The organism is Hyphomonadaceae bacterium BL14, from assembly GCA_027627705.1.
Lineage (GTDB): Bacteria > Pseudomonadota > Alphaproteobacteria > Caulobacterales > Maricaulaceae > Oceanicaulis.
In genome coordinates, this window is record CP091242.1 from 1456060 (window position 1) to 1475462 (window position 19403).

The 19403-nt window shown below is 66.8% G+C and carries 19 protein-coding genes; 6 read left to right on the top strand and 13 right to left on the bottom strand.

The window, feature by feature from the left end:
• Positions 1-64 precede the first annotated feature (64 nt).
• The 6 genes from L2D00_07010 to L2D00_07035 all read right to left on the bottom strand — a co-directional run bounded on the left by L2D00_07010 (position 65) and on the right by L2D00_07035 (position 6228).
• The gene (locus L2D00_07010; protein WBQ14417.1) at positions 65-397 is read right to left on the bottom strand and encodes an energy transducer TonB; all 333 of its coding nucleotides are present in this window, start codon (positions 395-397) and stop codon (positions 65-67) included.
• Positions 398-617: 220 nt separating this feature from the next.
• Positions 618-2045 carry a dihydrolipoyl dehydrogenase gene (gene lpdA, locus L2D00_07015; GenBank protein ID WBQ14418.1) on the bottom strand — a complete coding sequence of 476 codons (1428 nt, stop codon included), beginning with the start codon at positions 2043-2045 and terminating at the stop codon, positions 618-620.
• A gap of 81 nt (positions 2046-2126) precedes the next feature.
• On the bottom strand, positions 2127-2390 hold the full coding sequence (locus L2D00_07020; protein ID WBQ14419.1) for a hypothetical protein: 264 nt from the start codon (positions 2388-2390) through the stop codon (positions 2127-2129).
• 277 nt (positions 2391-2667) lie between these two features.
• Positions 2668-3978: a 2-oxo acid dehydrogenase subunit E2 gene (locus L2D00_07025; protein ID WBQ14420.1), complete on the bottom strand. Its 1311-nt coding sequence runs from the start codon at positions 3976-3978 to the stop codon at positions 2668-2670.
• A gap of 4 nt (positions 3979-3982) precedes the next feature.
• Positions 3983-4996 carry an alpha-ketoacid dehydrogenase subunit beta gene (locus L2D00_07030; GenBank protein WBQ14421.1) on the bottom strand — a complete coding sequence of 338 codons (1014 nt, stop codon included), beginning with the start codon at positions 4994-4996 and terminating at the stop codon, positions 3983-3985.
• A gap of 2 nt (positions 4997-4998) precedes the next feature.
• On the bottom strand, positions 4999-6228 hold the full coding sequence (locus tag L2D00_07035) for a 3-methyl-2-oxobutanoate dehydrogenase (2-methylpropanoyl-transferring) subunit alpha (protein ID WBQ14422.1): 1230 nt from the start codon (positions 6226-6228) through the stop codon (positions 4999-5001).
• 372 nt (positions 6229-6600) lie between these two features.
• Between L2D00_07035 and recR the strand changes: the two genes are divergently transcribed.
• Entirely contained in the window at positions 6601-7200 is a 600-nt protein-coding gene (gene recR, locus L2D00_07040; protein WBQ14423.1) for a recombination mediator RecR, read from the top strand.
• A gap of 10 nt (positions 7201-7210) precedes the next feature.
• Positions 7211-8218: a hypothetical protein gene (locus L2D00_07045; protein ID WBQ14424.1), complete on the top strand. Its 1008-nt coding sequence runs from the start codon at positions 7211-7213 to the stop codon at positions 8216-8218.
• On the opposite strand, the gene L2D00_07050 is transcribed toward L2D00_07045, so the two are convergent.
• Entirely contained in the window at positions 8207-9469 is a 1263-nt protein-coding gene (locus L2D00_07050; protein ID WBQ14425.1) for a hypothetical protein, read from the bottom strand. The two genes, L2D00_07045 and L2D00_07050, sit on opposite strands and share 12 nt — an antisense overlap.
• Positions 9470-9682: 213 nt before the next feature.
• The gene (locus L2D00_07055) at positions 9683-10477 is read right to left on the bottom strand and encodes a hypothetical protein (protein ID WBQ14426.1); all 795 of its coding nucleotides are present in this window, start codon (positions 10475-10477) and stop codon (positions 9683-9685) included.
• Between L2D00_07055 and L2D00_07060 the strand changes: the two genes are divergently transcribed.
• Both L2D00_07060 and L2D00_07065 read left to right on the top strand, forming a co-directional pair.
• On the top strand, positions 10466-10954 hold the full coding sequence (locus L2D00_07060) for a hypothetical protein (GenBank protein WBQ14427.1): 489 nt from the start codon (positions 10466-10468) through the stop codon (positions 10952-10954). The two genes, L2D00_07055 and L2D00_07060, sit on opposite strands and share 12 nt — an antisense overlap.
• A gap of 200 nt (positions 10955-11154) precedes the next feature.
• Positions 11155-11982 carry a hypothetical protein gene (locus L2D00_07065; protein WBQ14428.1) on the top strand — a complete coding sequence of 276 codons (828 nt, stop codon included), beginning with the start codon at positions 11155-11157 and terminating at the stop codon, positions 11980-11982.
• Between the two features lie 21 nt (positions 11983-12003).
• Here L2D00_07065 and tyrS read toward each other — a convergent pair whose 3' ends face one another.
• The gene (tyrS, locus tag L2D00_07070; protein WBQ14429.1) at positions 12004-13287 is read right to left on the bottom strand and encodes a tyrosine--tRNA ligase; all 1284 of its coding nucleotides are present in this window, start codon (positions 13285-13287) and stop codon (positions 12004-12006) included.
• 147 nt (positions 13288-13434) lie between these two features.
• Here tyrS and L2D00_07075 point away from each other — a divergent pair, with 147 nt between their 5' ends.
• Together L2D00_07075 and L2D00_07080 are read left to right on the top strand one after the other, a co-directional pair.
• The gene (locus tag L2D00_07075; GenBank protein WBQ14430.1) at positions 13435-14691 is read left to right on the top strand and encodes a hypothetical protein; all 1257 of its coding nucleotides are present in this window, start codon (positions 13435-13437) and stop codon (positions 14689-14691) included.
• Positions 14692-14814: 123 nt separating this feature from the next.
• Positions 14815-16308 (top strand): peptidase S10, encoded by a 1494-nt coding sequence (locus L2D00_07080; protein ID WBQ14431.1) that lies wholly within the window; start codon positions 14815-14817, stop codon positions 16306-16308.
• Between the two features lie 84 nt (positions 16309-16392).
• On the opposite strand, the gene L2D00_07085 is transcribed toward L2D00_07080, so the two are convergent.
• From L2D00_07085 to L2D00_07100, 4 genes are all read right to left on the bottom strand, one after another.
• Complete coding sequence (locus L2D00_07085) at positions 16393-17484, bottom strand: isoaspartyl peptidase/L-asparaginase (protein WBQ14432.1); 1092 nt, start codon at positions 17482-17484, stop codon at positions 16393-16395.
• 86 nt (positions 17485-17570) lie between these two features.
• Entirely contained in the window at positions 17571-18143 is a 573-nt protein-coding gene (locus L2D00_07090) for an isochorismatase family protein (protein ID WBQ14433.1), read from the bottom strand.
• 1 nt (position 18144) lies between these two features.
• Complete coding sequence (locus L2D00_07095; GenBank protein ID WBQ14434.1) at positions 18145-18813, bottom strand: GNAT family N-acetyltransferase; 669 nt, start codon at positions 18811-18813, stop codon at positions 18145-18147.
• 1 nt (position 18814) lies between these two features.
• Positions 18815-19387: a hypothetical protein gene (locus L2D00_07100; protein ID WBQ14435.1), complete on the bottom strand. Its 573-nt coding sequence runs from the start codon at positions 19385-19387 to the stop codon at positions 18815-18817.
• Positions 19388-19403: the final 16 nt, after the last annotated feature.

The window sequence follows — 19403 nt, forward strand, 5'->3', positions numbered from 1 at the left end:
AGGGTTAACCGTCGATCACAAGAAAAAGCGGCGCGGCCAAAGCCGCGCCGCCTACCATCATCGTCTAGTCTGCAAAGGCGAAGTCGAACCGCCGCTCCAGCGTGTCCGCGCTCTCGGCGGCCGCATAGCGCCAGGCCTCAAGCGCACGCAGCACGGCCCGCTCGAACACGCCGGCCGGGGTGGCCTCGACCACTTCGACATCGGTCACCGCGCCTTCTTCCGTCACCACATAGCGCACCGTGACATACCCTTCGAGATTGCGCCGGTGCGCCGCGCGCGGAAACTCCGGTGCCTCATAGCTCAACAGCTCACGCTCATCATTCGCAGCCATCGCCGGAGCCACGCCCAGGCTTGCGGCCAGTACCAGCGCCGCAGCGGCGGCAGAAAACTTGTTCATCATCACACCCACCTGTTTTTTTGTGGACCCCGCGCCAGCGCAGGCCCTGTTCAGCCCATATCCGGCCAGACAGGCGTCATTTGCCCCCGCCGGGACCGGACAGGAGGCACTTTAGGGTGAAGCTATTGCTGTTCACTTAACGCAGTCGCCGAAACTGCAACATAGGCGCGCACGCCCGGCTGGACGTGATCATCAGGCGCATGGCCGGTTGTACAAAAGCTCAGGCTGAAATGTGGATCGGGTGGCCCAGGGCGGCCAGCGCACTTTCGGCGAAGGCCTCCGTCAGCGTCGGGTGGACATGGATCGTGCCCGCGATGTCCTCCAGACGCGCGCCCATCTCCAGCGCCAGGGCGAACTCGCCCGACAGCTCCGACACGTGCTTGCCCACAGCGTGAATGCCCAGGATGACATGATCGCTCTTGCGCGCGGTGACTCGCACGAAGCCGCCATCGGCGCCGCCGTCCATGGTCAGCGCCCGGCCCGACGCCGCCAGCGGGAATTTGCCCGTGATCACCTCTTCGCCCCTGGCCTTGGCCTCGTCCGGGGTCAGGCCGGCACCCACCAGCTCGGGCTCGGTAAAGCACACGGCGGCGATCGCTGCGGGATCAAAGCGGCGCTTGTGGCCGGCGATGATCTCGGCGACAGCCTCGCCTTGCGCGGTGGCCTTGTGGGCCAGCAGCGGCTCGCCGGTCAGATCGCCGATGGCGTAGACGCCGCGCATGGCGGTGCGGCACTGGTCGTCGATTTTCACAAACGGCCCGTCCATGTCGACGCCCATGGTCTCCAGCCCCCAGCCGTCGGTGACGGGCTTGCGCCCCACGGACACCAGGATTTTGTCCGCTTCGATGCGCTGGATCTCGCCGTTCTCGGTCTCGAACTCCAGGACCGTCTTGCCGCCCTCCTCCACCACGCCCTTGGCCTTGGATTTGAGGTGGAGATCGACCTTGTTCTTCTTCAGCCACATCGTGACCGGGCGCGTCAGCTCGGCATCATACAGCGGCACGATGCGGTCGAGCGCTTCGACCACCGTCACCGCGCTGCCCAGCTTGCGGAACGCGATGCCCAGCTCCAGCCCGATATAGCCGCCGCCCACCACCACCAGTTTCTCCGGCAGCTCGGTCAGCTCCAGCGCCTGAGTCGAGCCGATCACCGCCCCGCCAAACGGCATGAAGGGCAGCTCGGTTTCCTTCGACCCCGTGGCCAGAATCACATGCTCGGCCGTGATCTCCAGCTCTCCGCCATCAGCCAACGTCACGACGCAGGTCTTGGCGTTCTTGAACACCGCCCAGCCATTGACCGCCTCGACCTTGGCGGCTTTGAGAAGCTGGCCCACGCCCTTGGTGAGCTTGCTGACGATGGAATCCTTCCACGCGGTCAAGCCGGCCATGTCGAGCTGCGGCGCGGCGCTGAGCGACAGGCCCATATCGGCCTTGTCCGCCAGATGGCGCATCTCTTCAAATTTCGACGCGGCGTGAATAAAGGCCTTGGACGGGATGCATCCACGATTGAGGCAGGTGCCGCCCAGCCCCGCCTTGTCCACGATCACCGTGTCCAGCCCCAGCTGACCCGCCCGGATCGCGGCCGGGTATCCGCCCGGCCCGCCGCCCACGACAAGAACCTGACAGGTGCGGGTTTTGCGCTCAGACATGGCGGCGTCCTTTTGGTTCAAAGGGATATCGCGCCCGATCTAGCCGTTTAGCGCCCAAAGGGGAACCCGGCAGCCCCAGCCCTAGCGCCGTGCTGACCCGGCCGAGCCGCCAAAGAACACCATCACGCCGATCAGAAAGCCCAGATCATAGGGCCAGCCATTATTGGGCGAGGCGTAGACCGCCACCTCGATGAAAAATCCGGCGATGAAGGTGAAGGGCAGAAGGAAGCCATGGGCCAGCCCGTACAAAAACCCCGGCGCCCCCGCCTGCACCCCGCCCGCCACAGGCTCGGCGCAACCGGTCAGGGCCAGCAGGATCACGATAACGGCGAGCGCGATACGCATGGGGTGTCTCCGGGTTCGGCTTGACGCTGCCTGATCATGAAGGCTGGCGGGCGAAAGGGGAAGCGGGGGAACAATGATCGCCCGCACCCCCTCACCTTACCTCTCCCCCATGGTCATGGGGGAGAGGGGGCCTCCACGCCGCGATCTTTACGGTGGGGCCAGGCGCTTGCTTTTTTTGTCAGAAAACCGGCGTCAAAGCCTCCTCTCCCCTCTTCAGAGGGGAGAGGTAAGGTGAGGGGTGCGGCACTGCCCATTGCAGAACGAAGGGCGATCCCCCCTACTCCATAAACAGCGTCGCGGGGTGCTCCAGATAGGCTTTCACCGCCTGGATCAGGCGGGCGGCCTCATAGCCGTCGACGATGCGGTGATCGAAGCTGGAGGAGAGGTTCATGATCTTGCGCGGCGTGATCTGGCCCTCTGCGTTATAGCGCGGCAGGACCTGCATCTTGTTGACGCCGATGATCGCCGTCTCGGGATGGTTGATCACCGGGGTGGTGACGATGCCGCCCATGGCGCCCAGCGAGGTGATGGTGATGGTGGAGCCGGTCAGCTCCTCCTTCGTCGCCTTGCCGGTGCGCGCCGCTTCAGCCAGGCGTTTCACCTCGGCGGCGATCTGCCAGATGTCCATCGCCTCGGCATGGCGGATCACCGGTACCATCAGCCCCTTGGGCGTAGCCGCCGCGATGCCGCAATGCACGCCCTCATACTGGGTCAGCACCGCGTTCTCGGTGTCGTAATGGGCGTTGGCCTGGGGCACGTCCACGACCGCTTTGGTCAGCGCCGTGACCAGGAAGGGGATGAGGGTCAGCTTCTCGCGGCCCTCTTTGCGCGACGCGTTGAGATGGGCGCGCAAATCTTCCAGCGCCGTCAGGTCGATCTCCTCCACATAGGCGATGTGGGGGATGGTGCGCTTGGCCAGCGCCATGTTCTCGGCGATCTTGCGGCGCAGGCCGATCACCTTGATGGTCTCCACGCCGGTGCGCGGCGCACGGCCCCCGCTGGCCGCGCCGGAGCGCGATGCAAGCCGCCCGCCCGAGGCGATGAAATCATCGAGATCATCATGGGTGATCCGTCCCGCCGGACCGGAGCCCGGCACGGCGGACAGATCAATGTCGGCCTCCAGCGCACGCTGGCGCACGGCGGGGCTGGCCAGCGCCCGCTCGCCGGAGGAACGTGAGGGGGCAGCGGGCATAGCGGCAGGCTTGGGTGCCGCCGGAGCCGGTGCAGGCTCGGCTGTGCGCTCCACTGGCGCCGGCGCGGCGGCGGGTTCGGCTTTCGCCTCATCCTTGACCGGCTTCGCGTCATCCTTCGCCGGGGCCGGCGTGTCCTCTTGCGTCGGCGCTGTCCCGTCGATCTCGATCACCAGGATCACCGTGCCCACGGCCAGCACCTCGCCGGGCTCGCCAACGATCTTTTTGACCACGCCATTGACCGCGCAGGGGATTTCAACCGTCGCCTTGTCTGTCATCACATCCAGGATGTGCTGGTCCTCAACGACCTTGTCACCTTCCTTGATGTGCCATTCGACGATCTCGGCCTCGACCACGCCCTCGCCGACATCGGGCAGCTTGTAGGTGTATTCGGCCATGGCTTCAGGCCTCCGTGACGGTTTTCAGCGCGCGGATCATGCGGTCGCGCGTCGGGAAATAGGCCCATTCATGGGCGTGGGGATAGGGCGTGTCCCACCCCGTCAGGCGGAAGATCGGCGCTTCCAGCGCGTAGAAGCATTCTTCCTGGATCTGGGCGGCGAGCTCGGCCGCGAAGCCGGATGTGCGCGGCGCTTCCTGGGCGACCACGACGCGGCCTGTCTTGTTCACCGAGGCGGCGATGGTCTCGATATCGTAAGGGACCAGCGATTTGAGATCGATGATCTCCACATCAAGGCCCGAATGCTCGGCCGCGGCCTCGGCCACATGCACCAGCGTGCCATAGGTGATCAGGGTGCAGGCCGACCCCTCGCGCACCACTTCGGCCTTGCCCAGCTCCACCGTGTAGCGCCCTTCGGGCACCTCGCCCTTGGGATGGCGCGCCCAGGAGGCGAGCGGCTTGTCGGGCACGCCGTCATACGGGCCGTTATAGATGCGCTTGGGTTCAAAGAAGATCACCGGATCGCCGCTCTCCACCGCCGCGATCAGCAGGCCCTTGGCGTCATAGGGATTGGACGGCACCACCACCTGCAGGCCGGGCACATGGGTGAAGAAGGCTTCCGGGCTCATGGAATGGGTCTGGCCGCCGCGAATGCCGCCACCCCAGGGGCTGCGCATCACGCATCCGGCAGTGAACTGCCCCGCCGAGCGATAGCGGATGCGGCTCATCTCCGACACGATCTGGTCAATGGCGGGAAAGATATAATCAGCGAACTGGATCTCCGCGATGGGTTTCAGCCCCCGCGCCGCCATGCCGATGGCCATGGCCGCAATCGCCGCCTCGTTGATCGGCGCATCAAACACGCGGTCCAGGCCGTATTTCGCCTGCAGTCCGTCGGTCGCCTTGAACACGCCGCCGAAATAGCCCGCATCCTCGCCGAAGATGATGACGTCCGGATCGGTGTCCAGCAGCACGTCCATCGCCGAGTTCAGCGCCTGAATAATGTTCATCGCTGGCATGACTAGACCCCCAGATCCTGGCGCTGGCGGCGCAGGCGCCAGTCGGGGCGCGCGTACACGTCCTCGAAAATGCTTTCAGTGGGCGAAAGCGGGCCATCATGCAGCGTGCCGTGGCTTTCGGCCTCTTTGTAGGATTTGACCACCAGCGTGGTCATCGCCTCCACCAGCGTGTCGTGGCGGGTCTCGTCCCACTCGCCCTTGCCGATCAGGTGCTGCTTGAGCCGCTCGACGGGATCGCCCAGCGGCCAGACGCCGGCTTCGGTCTTGGGCCGGTATTTGGAAGGATCATCCGACGTGGAGTGGGCGTCGGCGCGGTAGGTGAACATCTCGATCAGCGTCGCCCCGCCGCCCTTGCGCGCGCGCTCGGCAGCCCATTGCGTGGCCGCATACACCGCCAGGAAGTCATTGCCGTCCACGCGCAGCGAGGCGATCCCATAGCCCAGCCCCTTGGACGCGAAAGTCGGCGCGTCGCCCAGCGCGATATTCTGGTGGCTGGAAATGGCCCACTGATTATTGACCACATTCAGGATCACCGGCGCGCGATAGGTGGACGCCAGCGTCAGCGCGCCGTGGAAATCGCCCTCGGCCGTGGTGCCATCACCGATCCAGCTCGCCGCAACCCGGTCCTCGCCCTTGTAGGCGCAGGCCATGGCATAGCCGACGGCCTGTGGAAACTGCGTGCCCAGATTGCCCGAGATCGTGAAGAAATTGCCTTCGGCCCAGGCATAGTGAACCGGCAGCTGGCGGCCCTTGAGATTGTCGCGGCTGTTGGAGATGCAGTGGCACATCATGTCGACGATATTGCGCCCGCGCGCGAACAAGATGCCCTGCTGGCGATAGCTGGGGAACACCATGTCATTGGGGCGCAGGGCCATGGCGGCGGCCACGGCGACGGCCTCCTCGCCGGTGGACTTCATGTAGAAGCTCATCTTGCCCTGGCGCTGCAGCTTGAGCATGCGCTCGTCATAGATGCGCGTCAGCACCATGTGCGACAGACCTTCGCGCAGGAGCTCCGGGCTCAGCCTGGGGTCCCACTCGCCCACCGCCTGGTGGTTATGGTCCAGCACACCTACCAGACCTGTCGCGAGATCGCTGGTCTCGCGCCAGGACGCCAGCGCCTCGGGGCGCTTGGCCGTCCCCGCCTTGGGCAGGTTCAGATAGCTGAAATCGGGCGCATCCCCGGGACGAAAGGGCGGCGTGGGCACATGAAAGCGCGACTGTCCGTTCGACATGGATTGTCCGTACGTTTCTTCTTGCCCCGCAAGGCGTTTGCGCGGGCGAGGTAGCCCTACGGGGCGGATTTGGCAACCGCGCGGGCCGGTGCGAAGCGCATGCTGCGCGTGCGAAGGGGGGAAAGCAGAGGGGGCCCTTGTCACACCAACCTGCCTTCCCGGGCGACCCCGGACTTGATCCGGGGGAGACCCGGGACCCATCCCGCGCCATCTCAGCCTGCGCGCCCGTAGAAGATGTCGGTGGATGGGTCCCGGCTTGCCCTTCAGGCAGCCGGGAAAACAAAAAGGCGGGCGCCGCCAGTGCGGCGCCCACGCCCGCCCCGCGCTACAGTGCCATCAACCGAATCATCCTCCCTGCGGAGAGCAAGCCCCATGGCGGCGGCCGGACCTGAAATCGAACGCCTGATCCAGCTGCTCGCCAAGCTGCCGGGGCTCGGCCCGCGCTCTGCGCGGCGCGCGGCGCTGCAAATGCTGCAAAAGCGCGACACGGTCATGCTGCCGCTGGCGGAGGCGCTGGCCGAAACCGCCGCGAAGGTGAAGCCGTGCTCCATCTGCGGCAATCTCGATGTGGCCGATCCGTGCACGGTGTGCCGCGATCCGCGCCGCGAGCCGGGCGTGATCTGCGTGGTGGAGACGGTGAGCGATCTGTGGGCGCTGGAGCGCGCCAGCGCCTTCAAGGGCCGCTATCACGTGCTGGGCGGCGTCCTGTCAGCGATTGACGGCATCGGGCCGGACGAGCTCAACATCGCCCGCCTGATCGAGCGCGCGCGCTCGGGCGAGATCCATGAAATCATCCTCGCCCTCAACGCCACGGTGGACGGCCAGACCACCGCCCATTTCCTCGCCGACAAGCTGGCCGGTACTGGCGTCGCCCTCACCTCGCTGGCGCGCGGCGTGCCGGTGGGGGGAGAGCTTGATTATCTGGACGATGGCACGCTGGCCGCTGCCTTTCGCAGCCGCCGTCCCGCCTGAAGGAGGCCTCATGACCGCCCGCCACAATCACCCCGCCGGAACCCTCACCCGCATCCATCTGGACAGCGCGCTGCTGAAAGACAATTTCCTCGGCGATCCCACGTCGCGCGCCATCGATGTCTATACACCCCACGGGTCTGACGGGGCGGGCCTGCCGCTTCTGGTGGACCTGACCGGCTATACCGGCAGCGGGTTGTCGCACACGGCGTGGAAGAATTTCGGCGAAAACGTCCCTGAACGCCTCGACCGGCTGATCGGCTCGGGCGTCATGGCCCCGGCGGTGGTGGCATTCCCCGACTGCTTCACGCGCCTGGGCGGCAATCAGTACATCAACTCCTCGGTCATGGGGCCGTGGGAGGATATTCTGATCACCGAATTCACCCCGGCCGTGGAGGCGCGTTTTAATTGCGGCGGCGCCGGGCGCCGGGCCGTGTTCGGCAAGAGCTCGGGCGGCTATGGTGCCATCGTCCACGCCCTGCTGCATGCCGATTTCTGGGCGGCCGCGGCCTGTCATTCAGGCGATATGGCGTTCGAGCTGTGCTATGGGCGCGAGTTTCCGTCCGTGCTGCGGGCGCTGGCCAAAAAGGGCGGGGTGCAAGGCTTCATGGAGGCGTTCGAGGCCAGCGTGAAACCCGCCGGGTCCGACATCCACGTCCTGATGACGCTGGCCATGGCCGCCACCTACGACCCCGACCCGTCACAGCCTTTCGGCGTGCGCCTGCCCGTCACCCACGACACGTGCGAGCGTATCGAGGAGCTCTGGGCCAACTGGCTCGCCTGGGACCCGCTCACCCTGGTGGAGCGCCATCACAGCGCCCTCAAACAACTCAAGGGCCTGTTCATCGATTGCGGCGATGTGGACCAGTACGACCTGGTCTACGGCGCCCGCCGCCTCCACCGCCGCCTCGACGCGCTGGGCGTGCCCCACGAGTACCAGGAATTCCCCGACGACCATTCGGGCATCGACTACCGCATGGATATCAGCCTGCCGTATCTGGTGGGGGCGCTAAACGGCTGACCGCCTCTTGAACACCGCCGCCACTTCCACATGGCCGGTCCAGGCGAACTGGTCGACGGGGGTGACGGGGCCCATCAGATAGCCGCCTTCGATCAGGATGGCGGCGTCGCGGGCGAAGGTGGCCGGGTTGCAGGAGATGGAGACGATGACCGGAACCGCGCTGTCGGACAGGGCCTCGCACTGGGTCCGGGCGCCCGCGCGCGGCGGGTCCAGGACGACGAGATCGGCGCCGGCCAGCTCATTGACGCTCAGCGGCTCCAGCGCCAGGTCGCGCACCTTGGCGTCGACGGGTTTCAGCCCCGGCGTGCGCCGGGCGGCATGGTTCAGGGCATTGAGCGGCCCGGCCTCACCCTCCACCGCCAGCACCGGCGCATGCGCGGCGAGGCGCAGGGCGAAGGCACCCGACCCGGCATAGAGGTCGATGACGCGCGTGGTGCCCTGCGCCGCCGCCATCACGATCCCCGCCAGCACCGCCTCGCCCGCCGCCGTCGCCTGCAGGAACCCGCCAGGCGGCGGTGACAACTCCACAGAGCCGGTTTTGAACACCGGATCGGCGATTTTGAACACCGGATCGGCGTTGATTGTCACCCGCGCCCAGCCATTTATCCCCGCGCTATCCGCCGCGCTTTCCCGCATGGTGAGATCGAGCTTGTCCGCCCCCGTCAGCGCCACATCGAGGCCGCTATCACTGGCCGCCACGGCGATCTCCAGCTTTCGCTTGGGGTGAGCGGCGGCCTTCGCAAGCTTGCGCAGGGCGGGGATGGCGGCGCGGATAGCGGCGTGGGAGACCGGGCAGTCATGAAGGTCGACGATCTGGTCGCCCGCCCGCTCCATGAAGCCGAACACCAACCGCCCGCCTGAATTCATGGCGTGAAAGGTCGCCCGCCGGCGCCCCTCGCCATGGGCGTCGATCAGCTCTCCGACCTCGGCCCTGACACCGGCGCGCTGCAGCGCCTCCGCCACCAGGCCCCGCTTCCACGCGCGATAGGCGCCAAGCTCCATGTGCTGCACAGAGCAGCCGCCGCAGCGTTCGGCCACCGGGCACGCGGGCGTCACGCGGTCCGGGGAGTCGCTCAGCCGGCGCAGCACGCGCCCGCGCTCGCCGCGCACCTCCAGCTCGGCGCTTTCGCCGGGCAGAAGGCCGGGGGCGTAGACAGGCCCGGGCAAAACGGCGTCGCCGCGCGCGCCCAGGCTCTCGGCGGTCAGGGTCAGGCGCCGGGGCGCGGGGGCGGGTTTGCGTCTGCGGGTCATGGCGCGGTGTCTGACGCTGGCGGGCGCGCCGGTCAAGCCATGGAACACGTCACATGACTGTCGCGTTCATGTTCGGGTCAGGTCGCGATCCTTAACGTGTGTTAATCAGCCGGAGCCTGTCCCGGCGCCTGAACAGAAAGGCCCTGCGCGATGATGACCAAGCTCTTCGCAGCAACGGCGCTGGCGGCGATCCTTGCTACTGCGCCCGATCTTCTAGCGGTTCCTTCCGTCCACATCTCCGCCCAGGCCGCCAGCGCGGCTCAGGAGCGTGATCGCGGCGAGCGCCGCGGGGCCCGTCAGGAGCATCGCCGCGAGCAGAGCGGTGACCGTCGGGGTGCGCGCCAGGAACACCGCGGTGACGCGGCCCGCCGCCCGGAGCGCCGCGCTGACCGGCCCGCACCACCGCCGCGCCAGCAGCTGCAGGGTGCGCACCGTCCCGACCGCGGGGCGCATCGCCCCGACCGCGGCAGCCGCGATCCCCAGATGCGCAATCAGCCGCCGGGTGCCCAGCGCCCGCAGGCCTATCAGGGCCGCGACCGGGGCCAGTGGCAGGGCCGCGACCGCGGCCAATGGCAGGGCCACGACCGCGGCCAATGGCAGGGCCAGCGTGGTGGCCCGCAACAGGCCGTCGTCAATCAGCCCCCGCGCGGCCCGCAGGGGCGGGCACCCGATCACCGCGACCGCCGCGGCGTTCAGGGCGACCATGACCGCCGGCAGCACGCCCGCGGCGGGCAAGGCCGCGATCAGTGGGACAATCGCCGCAATCCGCAGGTCCATCAGGGCCGCGGACCGGATCGCTCCAACCCGTATCGCGGGGACCGCCGTCCCCACCATGCGGGACAGCAGCATCGCGGCGGCCACTACAGCGCGCGTGCGCCGCAGCGCCACTATCAGCAGCAGCGCCACCCCCAGCGCCACTATGCGCCGCCGCGCCATCCGCAATACCAGGCGCCGCGCCACCGCACGGTGCACCATCACGCGCCGCGCACACGGGTCGTGTACCGGCACATCCACCACTATCCGGTGCGCAATAACTGGCGCTACCACACGCGCTACCAGACCCATTACTCCAGCCGCACCTTCAACTATGTGGACAGCTTCTGCCGTCCCAGCGGCGATGCCGTGCTCGCGGGGGCACTGATCGGTGCCCTGTTCGGCGCGGTGGTCAGCGATGGCGACGCCTATGGCTATCTGGGCGGCGGCCTTCTGGGTGCGGGCATTGGTGCCACGCTGAATGATTGCGACCGGGGCCACTATACCTATGGCGTCCACCAGTCGTTCAGCTCGGGCAATCCCTTCTACTGGCACAATCCGCATTCGGGTGTGCGCGGTGTGGTTTACGCCCGTGACTACCACACCTGGAATTCGCGCCAGTGCCGCTGGGGCGACGCGGAGATTTTCATGCCCAACGGCCAGGTCGCCTATGACCGGGTGCGCATGTGCCGCGACGGCTACGGCCGGTGGCAGGTCGCCCGCCTGCAATAAGCGCTCGGGCAGTCCGGGGGGACATGTCCGGGGACGGGAGAGCGGGTCCGGCTGATCGCCGGGCCCGCTTTTGTCTGGCCGGACCGCATGAACAAGAGGTCCATGCGCCGTTCATCTCAAGCTCATCGCCAACCGCTTAGGGTTTGGGTAAGATTTCGGATGGAGGCCCCGCTTCCGCCCGGTCAGCCAAGGAGACCGACATGAAATACGCTCTCGTATCCCTCGCCGCCGTGTCCGCGGCCGCCTTTGCGGCGCCCCACGCCTCGGCCCAGTACTACGCGGCCCAGTCCCACGGTTATCAGACCTCCTCGATGACCTACGAGCAGTGCGTACGCCAACAGCAAAACCGCTCGGTGACCGGCGCTGTGGTGGGCGGCCTGCTGGGTGCCGTGGCGGGTGCGCAAATCCATAACGCCACCAAGCCGCGCAACACCGCGCCGGCTCCGCGCTACGGCCATCGTGGATACCGGGGCGGACACCGGGGCGGATATCGCGGCGGCTACCAGCAGCCCCAGCGCTCCAACCAGTCGAATTCCGGGGCGGTGATCGCCGGCGGTGCCATCGGCGCTCTGGCCGGCGCCGCCATCACTGGCAATACCGACTGCAATCAGTTCCCGCGTCAACGCGGCGGTTACGGCCACGCCGGCGGACACTATCAGACCGGCTACGGGCAGCAGGCTTACCAGCAACCCTATAATCAGGGCGGCTACCAGCAGCAGTCCTATGGCCAGCAGCAAGGCTACAGCCAGCAGAGCTACGGCTATGACGGCTATGACGGCTATGCGGGAGATGATTACGGCTACGGCTATGACGCCTATGCCGGTTCGTCCGGCGGCCTTCTGGGCGGCGAGGACTATGGCTATCAGCCCCAGCCTCAGCACCAGTCCCAGGCGCGCATCACCACCGCCGGCAGCAGCGGCTATTCCGCCCCGCGGCCCGGTGCCGCGTGCCGCCACATGGGCGCTGGAAATGGCGCGCAAGTCCTGATGTGCCAGGGCGCGGACGGTGTCTGGCGCCCAGCCTACTAGAGCCTGCAGGCCCCTATCGGCCTATTGACTATCGAACCGGACGAGGAAGCGTTTGGCCTTGCCCACCGAGAGCACCACGGCGCCCGCGCCAGCCCGGTGATCACGCAGGTCAGCGCCTTCCTCGTTCAGTTTCACGCCATTGGCTGACACCGCATTCTGCCCGATCAGCCGGCGCGCCTCGCCCTTTGAGGCTGCAGCGCCCAGGGCCACCATCGCATCGATCAGCAGGCAGGGTCCCTCGTCTGCTTCGAGGGTCGGCACGGCGCGCGCGATCATGGCGATCAGCTCCCCGCTTAAACTGTCCGACTTGCCAGAGAAGATCACCGCGCTCGCCTCTTCGGCCAGGGCCGCTGCGCGCGCGCCATGCACACGCGCGGTCAGCAGTTCGGCCAGCGCCTTTTGCGGGCGGCGCTCATGGGCCGGGGCGTTCTTGAGCTCTTCCAGGCAATCGAGATCAATATCGGTCAGCCACGCCAGGAATTTGGGCGTGTCGGCGTCGGCGGAGTTGAGCCAGAACTGGTAGAACTCGTACGGGCTGGTCAGCTCGGGATCGAGCCAGACCGCGCCCTTTTCGCTCTTGCCGTATTTCTTGCCTTCCGAATTGGTCAGCAGGGAATAGGTGATCGCATGACCCTGCACGCCGTCCATGCGGCGCAGGAGATCGACTCCGCCGACAATATTGCCCCACTGGTCTGATCCGCCCATCTGGATGCGGCAGCCATACGTGCGGTGCAGGTGGACAAAGTCATACCCCTGCAAAAGCTGGTAGGTGAATTCGGTGAAGCTGATGCCCTGCTCACGGTTCTCGATGCGGTTCTTCACCGAGTCCTTTTGCAGCATGGCATTGACCGAGAAATGCTTGCCCACCTCGCGCAGGAAGGCGATCACGTCCATGCCCCGATACCAGTCGGCATTGTTCACGAAGATCGGCGCCGGCCCGTCAGTAGCCGCGAACAGCGCTTCGAACTGCTTGCGCTGGCTGTCGATATTGGCCAGCACCGCCTCTTCAGCCTGCAGATTGCGCTCGGCGTCCTTGCCTGACGGATCGCCGATCATGCCGGTGGCACCGCCCAGCAGCACGATCACCTGCCCGCCCCGGCGGCGATACCGGTCCATGCCCAGAAGCGGGATCAGATTGCCCGCATGCAGGCTCGGCGCGCTCGGATCAAACCCGACATAGAGCGGCAGCCGCTCCGACGCGATCAGCGCGTCGGTGAGTTCCGGCGTCTTCGCGCTCAGCAGCCCGCGCGCCTCAAGATCGGCGAGAAAGGGCGTCTTTGCAGGGTCGGCGAGGATCAGGGTCATGGCGCTTCGGACATTGGCTGGGTGAATGCAGGGCTGCGTTTCCGGCTTAGCCGCGCCACCTTTCGTTTGCAACGCGCCAGCGCTTGCCTGCATCATCTTATTGTGTGGTGCATCGAGGGGGCACCGATGGCGCATGAGGGGGGGACGATGAAGATTATCCTGAAAGTGCTGGGCGCGATTGCCCTGCTCATTGTGCTGATCATCACGGGCGTTATCGCGCTGCCATTCTGGCCGGTCCTGCAGGACCGGTTTGGCGGCGGCGATCATCGCGCCTGGCTGAACGCGCACCGCACCGGGATTGACCTGACCGCCGAGGTGCCCGGTTTCCGGTTTGATGACAGCGTCCACCAGGCCCGCTTCGTCATACTCGGCGAGATGCATGGCTTCCGCGCAGTTCAGGCTATCGATCTGGCGCTGGTGGCGTATTTCGCCAGCGAAGGCCCGGCGCGCACCTATCTGGCCGAGCTCGGTCCCGATCAGGCCATGGCGTTCAATCACTATCTCGAAACCGGCGATGAAACAGCGGCGCGCGGCGTGTTCGACGGCTGGGCCCAGATCGACGCCCAATGGGCCAATCAGGAATTTTTCGCCAAGCTCCAGCGGCTGCGCGAGCTGAACGCCGCCCTGCCCGAGGCGCGCCGGATCTGGTTTGTCGGCATTGACCGTCTGGGCGATGCTGACCGCCTCGCCGCCCTCAGCGCCGAGCGCCCCGAGGGTGCGGAGCCGGGCTTTGGCAGCTTCGGCGCGGTTCAGGCGCTCAATGCGCAGCTGGGCGCCCGGGCGCTGGAATTCGAGGCAGGGGCCTCGCGCTACACCCACATGGTCAATCACGCCCTGACCGTCGCGGCACTGGACCCGGAGCGTCATTTCTACGGCCTCTGGGGCCTCGGACATTCCAGCAAGACAAGCGTGAACGATGCGCCAACCCTGGCCATGTATCTCAACGGCGAGGGCGGGGCTTTCGAAGGCTCGGTCGCCGCGCTCAACACACTGTGCATCAATGAGTGCGTCAATATGCTGCCGGCACAGGCCCTGCCGGAGCCCCTCCAGGGCGGTAGCGGTGCCAGTTATGTCGGCCTGCCAATCAATTATGACGTCCCGCTGCTCTATCGCATGCGTGGCATCAATGATCTCAAAGCGTCGATGGGCGAGGCGCGGGTGGCGGCCTTCCGCATATCGGGCGAAGGCAGCCCCTATGTAAGCGGCCCGCGGCTGAGCGCGGTCAGCGGCTATCTCACGCCCATTCTGCCCTTCTTCTATGGTGGGCCGGCAGCCGAAATCACCGACTACTTCATCGGTATCGCGGGCTCGGCACCGCTGACGCCCTGGTCGGGCGAGGTCCATGACCTGACCGGTCTGGCGGCGCAGGGCGGCGTGCCCGGCGTGGCAGAGCGCCTGAACTAGCGCCGCCGGCCTGTTGATGGCGGTCCGCCCTCACGCCAGCGTGACCGGCTGGCGCTTGACCGGACCGGCCATCGCGTCTCCATTGCGCCACGGAATACTTGATAGCTCCTGGGGAGGAAGACCATGATCCGTTTCGCCATTTTGGCGCTGGGTGCCGTGCTGCTTGCCGCCGCGCCCGCTATCGCTGCAGACGATGCGGGCACGCCGCAGCAAAGCGAGCCGCGCAGCTGGGAGAGCCAGGGGCAGGTTACCGCCAATGGCCAGCGCATCCGCTACCGCGCCATCGCGGGCGAGATGTTCCTGCGTGACGCCGACAATACGCCGACCGCCGCGATCTTCCACACCACCTATCTGCGCGAGGGCGTCACCGATCCGCGCACGCGCCCTGTCGCCTTCATCTTCAATGGCGGGCCGGGCTCGGCATCGCTCTGGCTGCACATGGGCGTGTTCGGGCCGCAGCGCGTGGTTCTGCCCTCGGACGCGGAAGATGACGGTGCCGCGCCCTATGATGTGCGCGAGAACCCCGAAACCCTGCTGGATCGCGCCGATCTGGTATTCATCGATCCGGTCGGCACCGGCTGGAGCCGCACGCTGGGCGATACCGAAGGCTCGCAGTTCTGGGGCGTCAATGAAGACGCCGAAGCCATCAGTCAGTTCATCCGCCGCTGGCTGGCCGAGCACCGCCGCTGGAATTCGCCCAAATACCTGATTGGCGAGAGCTATGGCACCACGAGGATCGGCGCGCTGATGCGCCAGATGGAGTTGGGCTGGAATGACGTGTCCATCAATGGCGTGGTGCTCGTCTCAACCATCCTGGACTTCTCGTTGAACCGGACCAATGCCGGCAATGAAATCGCCTTCGCCGCGGCGATTCCGGGCTTCGCAGCCACCGCCTGGTATCATGACCGCGTCGACCAGGCCGCCTGGGGCGGTGACCGGGAACGCTTCCTTGACGAGGCGCGCACGTTCGCCGGTGATGAATACCTGCCCGCCATCCTGCGCGGCCAGTCCTTGCCGCAAGCCCGCCAGCGCGAGATCGCTGCGCGCTATGCGGCCTTCACCGGCTTGTCGGCGGACTATGTGACCCGGGCCAATTTGCGCGTGAATCTCAACCGCTTCCGCACCGAGCTCCTGCGCGATCAGGGCCTGTCGGTGGGACGGTTCGATTCCCGCTTTACCGGCATCGAGCCCGACGCCGTGCGTGAAGGCCCGGAAGGCGATCCGTCGGGCTACGGCATTGATGGCGCCTACACCGCCGCGATGCTGGACCACTTCACCCGTAATCTGGGGGTCGAGATCACCACGCCTTACGTGACGCTGGGCGGCATTCCCAGCTGGAACTGGGATGCGGGCGAGGCGGGCGGAAGCAATTCCTACGTCAATGTCGCACCGTGGCTGGAACGCGCCATGCGCCAGAACCGGGATCTGCGCGTCCTGGCCGCCAACGGGCTGTATGATCAGGCCACGCCTTTCTATCCTGTGGAGCTGGTGTTCAACCGTCCCGGCTTTGACCGGGAGCGGGTGACGCTGACCTACTACGAGGCCGGGCACATGATGTATCTGCACCAGCCCTCCATCGAGGCGCTGGCGCGTGATGTGCGCGCCTTCGTGCAATAGGGCTGAGACGCGCCAGCGGGCGCGCAGACACGGCTTCCCCGCTGCGCTGATGCGCGGCGGGGAAGCCCCGGAGCCCGCCCTGGCCTAGCCCTCGTCCTCGAAGATCGCGACCACCGGTTCGCCGCCGGCGATCTGCGCGGCGCGGTACATGCCGGAGGTGTTGAAGCTCCACAGCGGCGCGCCGGCATGGAGCATCACCACCCCGCCATCACCGCCCATGGCGGTAAGTTCATCCTGGATGACTGTGTCTGCGGCGCTCTGCCCGTCTTCGCCGGCCAGTTCGATACGCGCGCAGATACGGGCTGCGACCGACAGGCGGATGAAATACTCGCCCGTGCCCGTCGCCGAGACCCCGCAATCGCTGCCGGCATAGGTGCCTGCGCCAATGACCGGCGAATCGCCGACCCGGCCCCAGCGCTTGGCCGTTGTGCCGCCGGTAGACGTGCCCGCCACCATCTCGCCGGAGCGGTCCAGCGCAACCACGCCCACCGTGCCGAAGCGGTGCTCACGATCCATCTGCTCCAGCAATCCCTCGCGCACCGGCTCGGGGTCGGGTGCCCCGTCAGGGCGCGGCGGCACGGGCAGGCCCAGAGCCTGGACCTGACGCTCCAGGGCACGCCAGCGCCGCTCGGTAAAGAAATAGCTCTCGTCGATACGCTCCAACCCTTGCGCGTCAGCGAAGGCTTCGGCACCAGGCCCCTGCAGCATCACGTGAGGGCTGTCCTCCATCACGGCGCGCGCCAGCGAGATCGGATGGCGCACGCCCTGCACGCCCGCTATGGCACCAGCCTGCATGTCCGAGGCGCGCATCACCGAGGCGTCGTGCTCGATGCGTCCCTCCGAGGTGAAGACTGCCCCGCGCCCGGCATTGAACAGAGGATCATCCTCCAGCACCTGGATCATGGCCTCCACCACGTCCATTGCCGGCGCACCGGCTTCCAGCATGGAGGCGCCCAGCGCCAGCACATCGCCAAGCGCGCTGCGATAGGCCGCTTCAGTCTCGGCGTCCATGGCACCGCGCTCGATGACACCGGCACCGCCATGCAGCACCAGAGCCCAGGCGGGACGGGATGCGGCGGCCTCTTCTGCGTCCTGTGCGCAAGCGGCACCCGCCCCCGCAAGGCTGGCGGCGGTGATGGCTGAGGTAAGTGCAATGGTCAGATGGCGGCGGATCATGACTGTCTCCCGAGTTGTCTGTCCCGGTCAGACGACCACTCCGCGCGCGTCAAGGCAAGCCGCGCCTGCCTTGCGGCGGGACAATCTCAGGCGATGCGGCACCCGCCCGGCGCCGTTACGGCCGGCATGTCCAGCCCCTTCACATCGCTCAGCCGCACCGCGCGGTGCATCTTGCGGGCGGTGTCCAGGCACAGGGCGCGTGTGTGTTCGGCTCCCCATTCGCCCACATCGGCCGCCCCTATGGCTTCCTCGATCAGGCTGAGGGCATGGACGCGGTCAGCGGCGTCAAACAGGGTCGCGGTCATGGACATGGGTGCCGAGAAGCCGATCACGAAAGCCGACACCGGGTCACCGCCCTCCAGAATGCCATCGAGATCCGGGTGCGCGTAGGCCGACACACCCGCGCGGCGCAGCAGCACCTCGCCCGGGCGCGGCTCACATCCGGGAATGGGCTGGGTGAGGCCGTGGCCGGCGATCATCGGCGCGCCCTGGTGAAGCTGGGCATGCACCAGCGACCAGCCTGCCGTACGGGCCGCCTCGATGATGCGCGCGCAAGTGAGCGCGATCTCGGTGCCGTCCGGGTCTGACCACGGCCGTCCTGGCGTCACAAATTCCTGTTGCAGATCGAGGCACAGCAAAACCGGGGTCCCTGGCATCATGTCAGTCAGCCTTTTCTTGCGCGTTCTGCGTGATTGCCGTGTCACCCGCGCTCTGCGCAGCCGGCGCGGGCCGCCGGTTGAACTGGTCAGGTGCCACGCCGCGCTGCACCGATTTGTCCAACGGTCCGGGACGGTCCCACGCCCCTTCAGGACGATCCAGAACCAGCGGGTTGCTGTCAATATTCAGCGCATTGGCCAGCGGCTCGTAGCGCCCTTCCATTTCGGCATAGGCCCTGTCTGAGAATACGAACACACCGCGCTCGGCCCGGTGAATGAAGCCATAGCGCTTCCAGTATGGGATGAGGTGCTGTTGCACGTGACCGACAAAGCGCCGGTAACCTTTCCGGCGGATGAGCTGGATGGCGTCAGTCATCAGCGTGCGTGCCACCCGGCCCTGACGGTGGCCCGGACGCACGCACACCCGCTCCACCTTCGCAAAATCGGCAAACCAGCGCAGGCGCAGGCAGCCCAGCGGCTCGGTCCCGGCTTCAGCGATCAGGTGGGTCGCGCCGGACAGATCATTCCCGTCGAACTCTTCCTCATACGGGCAGGCCTGCTCGGACATGTAGACCAGCGCACGCACCACAGCGACGCGCTGGATATCATCCATGGTGCGCGCAACGCGTACGATCACGGGCGGTTCGAACTCGGAGAGCGGCGTACCGTCCATCTCAGCTCCCCTTTCCCGGTTTATAGTTGGCCGGCACCCAGCCCAGCCAGGCGGCACCGGCGGACGGCGCGTCCAGCGCCGCTGTCATCATGCGTCCTTCCCGGCTGACCGGGCGGGCGAACAGCGCAATGTCAGGGAAGGCCTCGCGGCGCGCCTCGGTAACGGCGCGCACCACAGCGCGCTTGTCGTCCGCCTCCCGGCCCGCCAGGCACCAGACATAGATCGCCTGGGCGCGTTCGTGAGGTGCCGCCAGATGGCCCATATCAGGCTCGTCAGGCCGGAACCGGCCATACATCAGCGCCTGATAACCGGCATCATTGAGGTAGAGCAGGGCGATGAAACCGTCGGCGGCACCCGCCTCCCCATGGCGGATGAAAAAGCAGCGCCGAGTGCGCGCCTCGCAGGCCGCGACGGTTTCGGCTGTGACCAGCTCCCCGCCCAGGGCGCTCGCACCCAGTTCTAGCGCGGCGCGAATATCGTCCAGACACTGCGATGGCGTGAAGGCATGCTCTGCCAGCACGGCAAGCAGCCGTCTTGTCCGCAGGGCATCTGGCCCTTCGGCGCTGGAGAGCATACACTCATCTCGCATA